Raw genomic sequence first — 11,428 nt, forward strand, 5'->3', positions numbered from 1 at the left:
CGGGTGGAAAAGTAGGACACCGCCGAACACAACATAAAGCCCTGTGCCCCCCAAGAAATTGGGGGGCACAGGCATTTATGCATTCGGGCGTATTTACGCGCATCTGCGGGCTTGCGCACCGCGGGAGAATTGTCTGCCGAAAATGGACCGCGCCGTCCGACTGGACGGGCATCGCCGGCGCCGGCAGACGGACCGAACTGCTGTTGCTGGATACGTCGCGAGGCGATACCTTTAAGCGTTGGCTGAGAAACGTTCCAGGAGGACCTGCGTGCGCGTTAATACTTGTCTGCCGCTTGTCGCGACCCTCGCTGCGGCCAGCGTATTCGCCGGCGCACCGGTGGTGGCGCCGACCGCCGGCGCCCAGTCCACCGCGGTTTCGCTGACCGGCAACGGCACAGCCCTCGGCGACGGCATCGCCTACATCATGGGCGGCACCGGCATGCCGCAGCCGTCGGACCGCTACCTCGACGCGGTGGACACCCTGTACCTGCAACCGCACGGGTTCGGGGGCGAGCTGGTCTCGCTGTGGACGCCGGAGAACGTCAGCTCCACCTCCCAGGCGGTCGGCGGCCAGATTCTCTACAACGCGGTGATGGGCCAGATCAACGGCGGCGAGGTCGACGCCGACAACCCGGTGGTGGTGTTCGGGTACTCGCAGAGCGCATCCATCTCGGTAGCCCTGATGGAAAGGCTCGCCGAGGAGGGCGTGTCCAACGACCTGGTGCGGTTCGTGCTGATCGGCGCGCCGGGAACCAGCGGTGTTCCCACGGATCTGTATTCCACCGACGTCTACAACTACGAATACGACCCGGTGTCCTTCCGCCCGACGTATTTCAACCCGCTGGCGGACCTGAACTCGGCGCTGGGCTTCATCTACGGGCATTCGGTGTTGTTGAGCGCCACACCCGAGCAGGTTGCCTCGGCAATCGAACTTCCGACCTCGGACCCGGATTCGCTGGCCAGCATCTACATGATCACCTCAGATCTGCTGCCGGTGCTGGCCCCGCTGCAGTTGATCCCGTTCATCGGCCAACCGCTGTATGAGCTCTGGGAGCCGGTCACCCGGATCCTGGTGAACCTCGGCTACGGCAACATCGAGCACGGCTGGCCGCCCGGCGATGTCGATGCGGCAGCGGGATCGGGACTGTTCCCCAATGTCGACCTCGGTGAACTGGTCACCGCGCTGGGCAACGGGGTGCAGCAGGGCATCAGCAACGCCATCGCGACGCTGCTGGACCCGGACAACTACCAGATCATCCCGTTGATCGAACACCCGTCGCTGGCCGGACTCATCCAAGAGGGCTACATCGTGGGCGCCATCGACACGCCCACCCCGACCCTGAGCGAAGCGCTGACCGGTCTGGTCGAGTTCTTCCAGGGCTTCACCGACACGACCGAATACCCCATGCCGGATTAGCCTGTTCGCCACCGAGGCGCAGCGGCCGCAGCGGTGCGATCAGTCGAACAGCGTGGCGTGGGTGTGCCGTCGCTCCAGATCCAACAGGATCCTTTTCCGGTCGATGCCGCCGCCGTATCCGGTCAGGCTGCCGGTGCTGCCGATGACACGGTGGCACGGGACGATGATCGAGAGCGGATTGCGGCCATTGGCCAACCCCACGGCGCGCGACGCGGTGGGGGCCCCGATCTGCAGGGCCAACTGGCCGTAGGAGCGGGTCTGGCCGTACGGGATGGTCAGCAGGGCGGTCCAGACGCGGCGCTGAAACTCGGTGCCGACCATCTCATAGTCCAGGTCGAACTGCGTGCGCTCGCCGGCGAAGTATGCACTGAGCTGCTCAACGGCGGCGGCGAACGCGCTGTCGTCGCGGACCCAGTCCAGCCGGTTGGGCGCGTGCGCGTGATCGAGCATCAGCACATGGCGCAGTGTGCCGCCGCGCCCTGCCAGCGTCAGCGGGCCCAGCGGGCTGTCGATGATGCGGTAGGTGCTCATGCGATCTCCTTCGCGGCCGGCGGCCAGACGTTCACGGCATGATCCAGGCTGGCCCATAGGTGCTGGGTGGCATAGGCGCGCCAGGGCCGCCAGCGTGCACTGTGCCCGATCAGGGCCTGCGGACTCTCCGGCAGGCCGTGGTGGCGCGCAGCCGCCTGCACCCCGAGGTCGGTGGCGGGAAATGCATCCGGGTCGCCGAGTGCCCGCATGGCGATCACCTCGGCGGTCCACGCCCCGATTCCCGGCAACGTCAGCAGATCGTGGCGGGCGCGCTGCCAGTCGCAGCCCGCACTCAGGCTCAGCGTGCCGTCGGCCAGTTGGGTGACCAAGGCCAGCAGCGCCCGCCGACGGGAGCGGGGGAGGCCCAGCCGCTCCGGGTCCAGTTCGGCGAGGCGCTGCGCCGACGGAAAGACGTGGGTCAGTCCACCGTCGGGATCGTCGACGAGCTCGCCGTGCGCCACCACCAGCCGATGGGCGTGGGTGCGTGCCGCCGTGGTCGAGACCTGCTGACCGAGCACCGCGCGCACCGCGAGCTCGGCTTCATCGACGGTCCGCGGGATGCGCTGGCCCGGTGCCTTGGCCACCAGGGGCGCCAGATCGGGGTCGGTCGTCAGGATGTCGACAACGGCCTGCGGGTCGGCGTCGAGGTCCAGCAACCGTCGGCAGCGGGTGATCGCGGCCGTCAGATCCCGGAAGTCGTCGAGCGCCAGCCGGCATAGGACGTGGTCGCTGCCGGGCCGCAGGCTGGCGACGGCGTTGCCGTGCGGCAACCGCAGGGTGCGCCGGTAGGCCCCGTCGCGCACCTCCTCGCAGCCGGGAATCGCACAGGCCGCCAGGTGCGCGAACACTCCCGCGTAGGCGAACGGGGTGCGTACCGGCAGTCGTAGCGACAGCACCCCGGGTCCGGGTGCCTCGCGGCGGCCGTGGGCGGACGAACGTGCCGCGGCGTTGCTGCGCAGCACCGACGGCGTGGTGGCGCACACGGCGCGGATGGTGTCGTTGAACTGCCGGATGCTGGCGAAACCCGCGGCGAAGGCGACGTCGCCGAACGGCAGGTCGGTGGTTTCGATCAGGATGCGGGCGGTCTGGGCGCGCTGCGCCCGGGCCAGCGCCAGGGGCCCGGCGCCCACCTCCGTCTGCAACAGCCGCTGCAGCTGGCGAGCGGAGTAACCGAGGCGACCGGCAAGCCCGCCGACGCCCTCCCGGTCGATCGTGCCGTCGGCGATCAACCGCATGGCCCGCCCCACGACGTCGCCGCGAACGTTCCATTCCGGCGATCCCGGCGCCGCGTCCGGCCGGCAGCGCTTGCAGGCGCGAAAACCGGCCCGCTGGGCCGCGGCGGCGGTGGGGTAGAACCGCACATTCCGGGACAGCGGTCGCCGCGCCGGACAGCTGGGCCGGCAGTAGATCCCGGTGGAGCGCACCGCGGTGACGAACCAGCCGTCGAAGCGGGCGTCTTTGGACTTCACAGCGCGGTAGCAGCGGTCGAAGTCGTCGTGCACAGTTCAACCATGACACGTGGCCGGCGCCCGCACGAGCGGGAAAACGACACGGCAGTGTCGGGCCGGGGTGCGTCCGTGCGGGCTAGCATCGGTGGGTGGCGGCACTGGTACAGCGGTACGTGGACGGGATTCTCGCCGAGCATGCCGGGGTGAACCACGGGGACCTGGCGAGCTACATTCCCGAACTCGCGCAGGTCGATCCCACCAGGTTCGGGCTGGCGTTGTCCTCCTCCGACGGCTACGTCTACGAATCCGGCGACGCCGGGACGCCATTCACCATGCAGTCGATCTCCAAACCGTTCACCTACGCCCTGGCCCTCGATCAGCTCGGCCACGCCGCCGTCGACGCCAGGATCGGTGTGGAACCGTCCGGTGAGGGCTTCAACAAGATCAGTGTCGATCAGGTCACCAACGTGCCTAAGAACCCGATGATCAACGCCGGCGCGATCGTGGCGTGCTCGCTGATCCCCGGCAAGACCGTCGCCGACCGTTTCGCCCTGATCCGGGAGTTCTTCAGCGCATGCGCCGGACGCAACCTGGACTTCGACGACGCCGTCTACGCCTCCGAGCGGGCCAGTGGGAGCCGCAATCGCGGGATCGCTTATCTGCTGGACAGTTTCGGCGCCCTGGGCTCGGACCCCGATGATGCCCTGGACCTCTACATCCGCCAGTGTTCGCTGAAAGTCACCAGCACGGACCTGGCCCGGATGGCGGCGACGCTGGCGCGTGGCGGCCTCAACCCGCTGACGGGGCGCCAGGTCACCGGTGCGGCGGTGGTGCGCCGCACCCTGTCGGTCATGGTCACCTGCGGCATGTACGACGCGGCGGGCGAGTGGGTCAGCGCAGTCGGCATGCCGGCCAAGAGCGGGGTGGCGGGCGGCATCGTGGCGGTGCTGCCCGGCCAGCTCGGCATCGGCGTCTATTCGCCGCGGATCGATGCCAAGGGCAACAGCGTTCGGGGGATGCTGGTGTGCCGTAGCCTTTCTCGCCAGCTCGGCCTGCACTTTCTGACCGTGAGCAGCGACGCGCATGCCGCCATCCGCGGAGTGTATTCACCGCGCCCGGGAATCCGGGTCTACGAGGTGCACGGCGATCTGTTGTTCGCCGGCGCCGAGCAGGTGGCCCGCACCGCGACCCGCGAGTGCGCCGAGTTCGACGTCGCGATCCTGGATGTCTCGCGGCTGCATGCGATCAGCGAACCCTCGCGGGCACTGCTTGCGGGACTGGCCGAGGAGCTGCGGGCGCTGGGCAAGCAGGGCCTGCTGGTCGATCCGTCCGGTTCGGTGACGCCCGACCCGGCGGCTTACTCCGGGCTGGTGTTCGCCTCGGTGGAGGAGGCGCTGGCCGAGACGGCGCAGTGGGAGAAACCGGTTCCCGGTTAGAGCGGGTTGGCCAGCACGGTGGGCGCTTCGTAGCCGCGCAGCACGATCGATTCGCCCAGCACCCAGTGGGCCTGCTCGCTGATGCTGGCCGCGAGAACGGTCTTCGCGGAGGACAGAAGTGGCACCGGATAGGTCTTGGCCAACTCGCAGAGCCGGGCGGCCTCGTTGACCGGTTCGCCGATCACGGTGTACTCGAAACGCTCCTTGGCTCCGACGTTGCCGGCGACCACCTGGCCGGCCGCCACACCGATTCCGGCCCGTATCTCGGGCACCTCGTCGGCCAGCCGGTACAGAATTCCCCGCGCCGCGGCCAATGCCTCGTCCTCGGGTTGCTCGAGGTGGTTCGGTGCGCCGAAGATCGCCAGCGTCGCGTCACCCTCGAACTTGTTGATCAGCCCGTGGTGGCGGTCGACCTCGTCGACCACCACCGCGAAAAAGCGGTTCAGCAATGTGACCACCTCAGTGGCGCGGCAGGCGGTCACAATCTGGGTCGAACCGACGATGTCGACGAAAAGCACTGCGACATGGCGTTCTTCGCCGCCCAGTTGGATCTGGTCGCGCTCCGCGGCCGCGGCGACGTCGCGCCCGACGTGGCGGCCGAACAGGTCGCGCACCCGTTCACGCTCGCGCAATCCGTGCACCATCGCATTGAAGCCGCTCTGCAGTTCGCCGAGTTCGGTTCCGTCGAACACCACCAGGTCGCCTTGCAGGTCGCCCCTTTCGACGCGCCGCAGCGCCGCGCGCACCACCCGCACCGGAGTGGCGGTGAGCCAGGCCAGGATCAGCATCAGCAGGAAGCCGAATGTGAGGGTGGCCACCGAGGCGATCAGCACGGCGACGCCCAACTGCTCCAAGGTCAGATTCTTGAGCACCACGGCAAAAAGTGCCGCCAGGGCGATGCCCAGGATCGGAACGCCCGAGGTGAGCAGCCAGACCATCATGGTTCGGCCCATGATCCCCGACACCATGCGCCGCGGGGGAGGGCCGGCGGCCAGGGCCTGGGCGGCCACCGGCCGCAACGCGAATTCGGTGAACAGATAGCTGGCGGTGGACACCAGCGAGCCGCAGACGCACAGCGAGAACCCGATGATGGGGATGAAGATCTTGTCTGACATCCCGTAGAGCACGGTGAACAACACCGTCGCCACACCCCACAGACCCAGCACGACCTGTGCCACCCTAAACGGCGTGAGGAAGGCGTTGCGTTCGTCCTCGGGAGTCGGCGGCTGTTCCTCGATGGCCCAGCGCAGCTTCTTGATGGTGCGCCGGGTGACCCCGAAGGTCCCGCCGATCAACGCGGTGACCACATAGGCCGGCACCAACCCGTAGGTCAGCCAGCCCGGGGCGTCGCTGAACACGCTGGGCACCGGAAAAGCCACTGTCACCAGGAGAATTTCCACCGCGACACCGGTCAGATTCGTCCCCACCACCACGATGGTCAAGATGAACTGAATGCGAATGCGGCGCAGGTATTGACTTTCCGACACCCGGCCCAGCAGCCACGATCCGTACTCGGGTGTCTCGGGCAGCCGACCGCTCTGACGGGTGAGCAACTCCAGCACTCGACCCAGCCGTTGCGCGATCGTCTTCGGCGGCTTCATCGTGGCGTAAGAATAGTTGCTCGGCTGGGCCTTTAAGGTGGTTCGGATGCGACTCGTGATCGCCCAGTGCACCGTCGACTACGTCGGCCGCCTCACCGCACACCTGCCATCCGCCCGGCGACTGCTGCTGCTCAAGGCCGACGGGTCGGTCAGCGTGCACGCCGACGACCGTGCCTATAAGCCGCTGAACTGGATGAGCCCACCATGCCGGCTCACCGAGGAGACCGACGGGCAGTGCCCGGTCTGGGTGGTCGCGAACAAGACCGGTGACCAGCTGCGGATCACCATCGAGGAGATCGAGCACGACTCCAGCCACGAACTGGGCGTGGACCCCGGCCTGGTGAAGGACGGCGTCGAGGCGCAGTTGCAGGCGTTGCTGGCAGAACATGTCGAGCTGCTCGGCGAGGGCTACTCCCTGGTGCGGCGCGAGTACATGACCGCGATCGGCCCGGTGGACCTGCTGTGCCGCGACGAGAACGGACGGGCGGTCGCCGTGGAGATCAAGCGCCGCGGCGAGATCGACGGAGTCGAACAGCTCACCCGGTACCTGGAACTGCTCAACCGCGACAGCCTGCTGGCCCCGGTCAGCGGGGTGTTCGCCGCCCAGCAGATCAAGCCGCAGGCGCGCACGCTGGCCACCGACCGCGGCATCCGCTGCCTGACACTGGATTACGACGCCATGCGCGGCCTGGACAGCGACGAGTACCGGCTGTTTTGACGGCTCGCCGGAATAGTCCGGCCCGGCCCGACGTTGGAGCCCACCGTGGCATTAGACGATCTCTTCCAGCCGCTGACCGTGCGCTCGCTGACGGTGCCCAACCGGTTCGCGATGGCCCCGATGACCCGCCAGGCCTCGCCGGAGGGCGTCCCGGGCGCCGACGTGGCCGAGTACTACCGGCGGCGGGCTGCTGGCGGTGTCGGGCTGATCATCACCGAGGGCATACGGCTCCCCGATCCCGCTGCGGGCTACCCCGCCAGCGTGCCGACGCTGGCGGGCGACGACGTGCTCGCCGGATGGGCGCGAGTGATCGAGCAAGTGCACGCCCAAGGCGCCACGATCGCGGCGCAGCTGTGGCACCAGGGCGTCGAGCGCCGCGATGACGACGGTGTGCAACCGGTCGGCCCGTCGGGCGTCAACGGGCTCGGCCAGCCCCGCGGCCGCGCGCTGGGGACCGACGAACTCGCCGGTATCGCCCAGCTGTACGCAACCAGTGCCGCCACCGCACGCGACCTCGGCTTCGATGCGGTCGAGATCCACGGCGCCCACGGCTATCTGCTGGATCAATTCCTGTGGGAGTGCACCAATCGGCGCACCGACGGCTACGGCGGCTCGCCGGCGGCCCGGACGCGCTTTCCGGCCGAAGTGGTCGCGGCAATCCGCGCGGCGGTGGGCCCGGACTATCCGATCATCTACCGCTTCTCCCAGTGGAAGGGAACCGATTACGCGGCGTCGATTGCCGCGCGCCCAGCCGAGCTCCAGGAGCTGCTCATGCCCTTGGTCGCCGCCGGCGTCGACGTCCTGCATCCCTCGACCCGGCGACACTACGAACCCGGGTTCCCCGAACACGACCCCCACATGAGCCTGGCCGGCTGGACCAGGAAGCTCACCGGAAAACCGGTGATCGCGGTGGGATCGGTGGGACTGGAGACGCAGTTCCGCGCGGAGAAGCGCGGCCAGGTGATCGCGCCGGCTCCCATCGACCGGGTGGTCGAACAGTTCGAGGCCGGCGAGTTCGATGTGGTGGCGATCGGACGAGCCCTGCTGACCGAACCGAACTGGGTGAACATGCTGCGCGACGGCCAGCTGGGCGGGTTCGCCGGCTACGACGCCGCAGCCGCCCTCTCAGCACTGGCCTGAGGGCGGGCGCCTGGTCCTAGGCTGGTGGTCATGGCTCGTCGTCGCGGATCGTCGCGTGCGCAACCGCTTCCGGCGTTGCGCATGCCACCGCGCATCCAGACCGGGCCGGACGGGTACGACTACGTGGTCCAGTCCATCGCCGGCGCCCGGGCGGTCAAGGTCTATCGATGCCCGGGATGTGACCACGAGATCCGTTGCGGTGTCGCGCATGTGGTGACATGGCGGGCCGACTCAACAGATTCCGCCGGCGAGGATCGCCGGCATTGGCATACGCCGTGCTGGGCGAACCGGGACAACCGGCGCCCGACCCGCAAGTGGTCTTAAGGCGTCAGTGCGACGCCGGGGCCTCGCCCGCCGGCTCGACCAGCTCGACCAGCACGCCGCCGGCGTCCTTGGGGTGGATGAAGTTGATGCGCGAGTTCGACGTGCCGCGCCGCGGGACCTCATAGAGCAGGCGAACGCCCTGCTCGCGGAGCCGCTCGGAGAGGGCGTCGATGTCGCTGGTGCGGTAGGCCAGCTGCTGCAGGCCGGGGCCGCGCTTGTCCAGGAATTTCGCGATGGTCGACGACTCGTCGATGGGGGCCATCAGCTGAATCTGCGCGCTGCCGACCGGGGCGCCGCGCACCGTCAGCATCGCCTCGACGATGCCCTGCTCCTCGTTGACCTCTTCGTGCAGCACGATCATGCCGAGCTTGTCGTGGTACCACTTCTTGGCAGCTTCGAGGTCCGGGACCGCGATACCGACGTGGTCGACAGCGGTCACCAGGGCCGAGGCCAGGGCGGGGCGTACCTCGCAGGAGTCAGCGACGGATTCGGTCGTCATAACGCAACGGTAACCTGGGCGGAAACATCGTGCTGAGCCGACCGGAAGATCGGCCCCACAAGACCTGCCCGGGAGGTAGTAATGACGACATCGGTGATCGTTGCTGGGGCTCGGACCCCCATCGGCCGCTTGATGGGTTCGTTGAAGGATTTCTCCGCCAGTGACCTCGGTGCCGTTGCCATCGCCGGGGCGCTGGAGAAGGCTCAGGTCCCGCCGTCGCTGGTGGAATACGTCATCATGGGCCAGGTTCTCACCGCCGGGGCGGGGCAGATGCCGGCCCGGCAGGCGGCGGTGGCCGCCGGCATCGGCTGGGACGTGCCGACGCTGACCATCAACAAGATGTGCCTGTCGGGAATCAACGCCATCGCCATGGCCGACCAGCTGATCCGCGCCGGCGAATTCGACGTGGTGGTGGCCGGCGGCCAGGAGTCGATGAGCAAGGCCCCGCACCTGCTGCTCGACAGCCGGTCGGGCTACAAGTACGGCGACGTGACGGTGCGCGACCACCTCGCCTACGACGGCCTGCATGACGTCTTCACCGACCAGCCGATGGGCGCTCTGACCGAGCAGCGCAACGACGTGGACAAGTTCACCCGTGCCGAGCAGGACGAGTTCGCCGCCGAATCGCACCGCAAGGCCGCCGCGGCCTGGAAAGACGGCGTGTTCGAAGACGAGGTGGTGCCGGTGAAGATCCCGCAGCGCAAGGGCGATCCGCTGGAGTTCACCGAAGACGAGGGCATCCGCGCCAACACCACCGCCGAGTCGCTCGCCGGGCTCAAGCCGGCGTTCCGTCCCGACGGCACCATCACCGCCGGTTCGTCGTCGCAGATCTCCGACGGCGCCGCCGCGGTGGTGGTGATGAGCAAAGCCAAGGCGCAGGAACTGGGCCTGGAGTGGCTGTGTGAGATCGGGGCGCACGGTGTGGTCGCCGGGCCGGACTCGACCCTGCAGTCGCAGCCGGCCAACGCCATCAAGAAGGCCATCGCCCGGGAGGGCATCTCGGTCGACCAGCTCGACGTGGTGGAGATCAACGAGGCGTTCGCTGCGGTGTCGCTGGCCTCGACCCGCGAGCTGGGCGTGGACCCCGCCGTGGTCAATGTGCACGGTGGTGCGATCGCCGTGGGACACCCGATCGGCATGTCGGGGGCACGCATCACCCTGCACGCCGCCCTGGAGCTCAAGCGGCGCGGTTCGGGCTACGCGGTGGCCGCGCTGTGCGGCGCCGGCGGCCAGGGGGACGCGCTGATCCTGCGCGCCGGGTAGCGGCTGTCCTGCGCTTCGGTGTTGCTGGGGCGAGGGCAGTGCCCCGCTCGCCCGTCTCGTGTGATTTTCGTCATAGCGGGGCGGGAGGGCGGGAAAACGGCCCTCGGCGGTGTCGCCCGGGCGGCGTGACAGACTTGACGGCGTGACGCGTCCTCGACCCCCGATCGGTCCGGCCCTGGCCGGAGCAGTGGACCTGTCCGGCCTCAAGAAGCCGGCCCAATCCGGCGGTGCCGCCGGCGGCACCGCCGCCGCCCCGCCGGGCGCCACCGAGATCACCGAGGCCAACTTCGAAGACGAGGTGCTGGTCCGGTCCAACCAGGTGCCGGTGGTGGTGTTGCTGTGGTCGCCGCGCAGCGAGGCCTGCATCCAGCTGGCCGACACGCTGGCCGCGCTGGCGCAGGCCGACAACGCCGGCGGTCCGGCCAAGTGGTCGCTGGCCACCGTCAACGTCGACGTCGCCCCCCGGGTGGCGCAGGTGTTCGGCGTGGACGCGGTGCCCACGGTGGTGGCCCTGGCCGCCGGCCAGCCGATCACCAGTTTCCAGGGCCCCCAGCCTCCCGACCAGCTGCGCCGCTGGGTGGACTCGCTGGTGTCGGCCACCGCTGGCAAGCTTGCCGGCGACGCCGAGCAGCCCGAGCAGGTGGATCCGAAGCTGGCGCAGGCCCGCGACCACCTCGACGCCGGCGACTTCTCCGCCGCGCGAGCCGCCTACCAGGATCTGCTGGATGCCGACCCCAACCACACCGAGGCCAAGGGTGCGCTGCGCCAGCTCGCCTTCCTGGAGCGGGCGACCAGCCGGCAGCCCGATGCGCCGGCCCGCGCCGACGCCGACCCCGACGACATCGAGGCCGCTTTCGCCGCCGCCGATGTGCAGATCCTCAACCAGGACGTCACCGCGGCCTTCGACCGGTTGATCGCCCTGGTGCGACGTACCTCCGGTGACGAGCGCGCCCAGGTCCGGACCCGTTTGGTGGAGCTGTTCGAGCTGTTCGACCCGGCCGACCCCGAGGTCATCGCCGGACGGCGCAACCTGGCCAACGCCCTGTACTGA

General features: G+C 68.9%; 11 protein-coding genes. 7 read left to right on the forward strand and 4 right to left on the reverse strand.

The annotated features are described in order from the left end of the window. Positions 1 to 268: 268 nt before the first annotated feature. The gene (locus AWC02_RS09475; RefSeq protein ID WP_237160407.1) at positions 269 to 1,417 is read left to right on the forward strand and encodes a PE-PPE domain-containing protein; all 1,149 of its coding nucleotides are present in this window, start codon (positions 269 to 271) and stop codon (positions 1,415 to 1,417) included. Between the two features lie 39 nt (positions 1,418 to 1,456). On the opposite strand, the gene AWC02_RS09480 is transcribed toward AWC02_RS09475, so the two are convergent. Further along, positions 1,457 to 1,948: a methylated-DNA--[protein]-cysteine S-methyltransferase gene (locus AWC02_RS09480; protein WP_085128536.1), complete on the reverse strand. Its 492-nt coding sequence runs from the start codon at positions 1,946 to 1,948 to the stop codon at positions 1,457 to 1,459. Continuing rightward, positions 1,945 to 3,450: a DNA-3-methyladenine glycosylase 2 family protein gene (locus AWC02_RS09485; RefSeq protein ID WP_085128537.1), complete on the reverse strand. Its 1,506-nt coding sequence runs from the start codon at positions 3,448 to 3,450 to the stop codon at positions 1,945 to 1,947. Before AWC02_RS09485 ends, AWC02_RS09480 begins: the two co-directional genes overlap by 4 nt. Positions 3,451 to 3,545: 95 nt before the next feature. Between AWC02_RS09485 and glsA the strand changes: the two genes are divergently transcribed. Further along, entirely contained in the window at positions 3,546 to 4,832 is a 1,287-nt protein-coding gene (gene glsA, locus AWC02_RS09490; protein ID WP_085128538.1) for a glutaminase A, read from the forward strand. Here the strand turns inward: glsA and AWC02_RS09495 are convergent. After that, positions 4,829 to 6,433, reverse strand: coding sequence for an adenylate/guanylate cyclase domain-containing protein (locus AWC02_RS09495; protein WP_085128539.1), 1,605 nt, complete (start codon positions 6,431 to 6,433; stop codon positions 4,829 to 4,831). The genes glsA and AWC02_RS09495 overlap by 4 nt on opposite strands. A gap of 46 nt (positions 6,434 to 6,479) precedes the next feature. Between AWC02_RS09495 and nucS the strand changes: the two genes are divergently transcribed. Genes nucS through AWC02_RS09510 form a run of 3 tightly spaced genes read left to right on the forward strand, consistent with a single transcriptional unit; the run spans position 6,480 to position 8,615 of the window. Then, positions 6,480 to 7,151 (forward strand): endonuclease NucS, encoded by a 672-nt coding sequence (gene nucS / locus AWC02_RS09500; RefSeq protein ID WP_046321236.1) that lies wholly within the window; start codon positions 6,480 to 6,482, stop codon positions 7,149 to 7,151. Positions 7,152 to 7,196: 45 nt separating this feature from the next. Next, the gene (locus tag AWC02_RS09505) at positions 7,197 to 8,291 is read left to right on the forward strand and encodes an NADH:flavin oxidoreductase (RefSeq protein WP_085128572.1); all 1,095 of its coding nucleotides are present in this window, start codon (positions 7,197 to 7,199) and stop codon (positions 8,289 to 8,291) included. Positions 8,292 to 8,321: 30 nt separating this feature from the next. Next, positions 8,322 to 8,615, forward strand: coding sequence for a hypothetical protein (locus tag AWC02_RS09510; protein ID WP_085128573.1), 294 nt, complete (start codon positions 8,322 to 8,324; stop codon positions 8,613 to 8,615). Positions 8,616 to 8,619: 4 nt separating this feature from the next. Here the strand turns inward: AWC02_RS09510 and mce are convergent, their stop codons facing one another. Continuing rightward, positions 8,620 to 9,114, reverse strand: a complete 495-nt coding sequence (gene mce, locus AWC02_RS09515) for a methylmalonyl-CoA epimerase (RefSeq protein ID WP_085128540.1) — start codon at positions 9,112 to 9,114, stop codon at positions 8,620 to 8,622. An 81-nt stretch (positions 9,115 to 9,195) separates the two neighbouring features. Here mce and AWC02_RS09520 point away from each other — a divergent pair, with 81 nt between their 5' ends. After that, the gene (locus AWC02_RS09520) at positions 9,196 to 10,377 is read left to right on the forward strand and encodes an acetyl-CoA C-acetyltransferase (protein WP_085128541.1); all 1,182 of its coding nucleotides are present in this window, start codon (positions 9,196 to 9,198) and stop codon (positions 10,375 to 10,377) included. A 142-nt stretch (positions 10,378 to 10,519) separates the two neighbouring features. Then, positions 10,520 to 11,428, forward strand: coding sequence for a tetratricopeptide repeat protein (locus AWC02_RS09525; protein WP_085128542.1), 909 nt, complete (start codon positions 10,520 to 10,522; stop codon positions 11,426 to 11,428).

This window comes from Mycolicibacter engbaekii (genome assembly GCF_002101585.1).
Classification (GTDB): domain Bacteria; phylum Actinomycetota; class Actinomycetes; order Mycobacteriales; family Mycobacteriaceae; genus Mycobacterium; species Mycobacterium engbaekii.

Coding starts and splice junctions, on each gene's coding strand:
- AWC02_RS09480 (WP_085128536.1), bottom strand. CDS start 1,948: ATGAGCACCTACCGCATCATCGACAGCCCGCTGGGCCCGCTGACGCTG.
- AWC02_RS09495 (WP_085128539.1), bottom strand. CDS start 6,433: ATGAAGCCGCCGAAGACGATCGCGCAACGGCTGGGTCGAGTGCTGGAG.
- nucS (WP_046321236.1), top strand. CDS start 6,480: ATGCGACTCGTGATCGCCCAGTGCACCGTCGACTACGTCGGCCGCCTC.
- AWC02_RS09510 (WP_085128573.1), top strand. CDS start 8,322: ATGGCTCGTCGTCGCGGATCGTCGCGTGCGCAACCGCTTCCGGCGTTG.
- mce (WP_085128540.1), bottom strand. CDS start 9,114: ATGACGACCGAATCCGTCGCTGACTCCTGCGAGGTACGCCCCGCCCTG.
- AWC02_RS09520 (WP_085128541.1), top strand. CDS start 9,196: ATGACGACATCGGTGATCGTTGCTGGGGCTCGGACCCCCATCGGCCGC.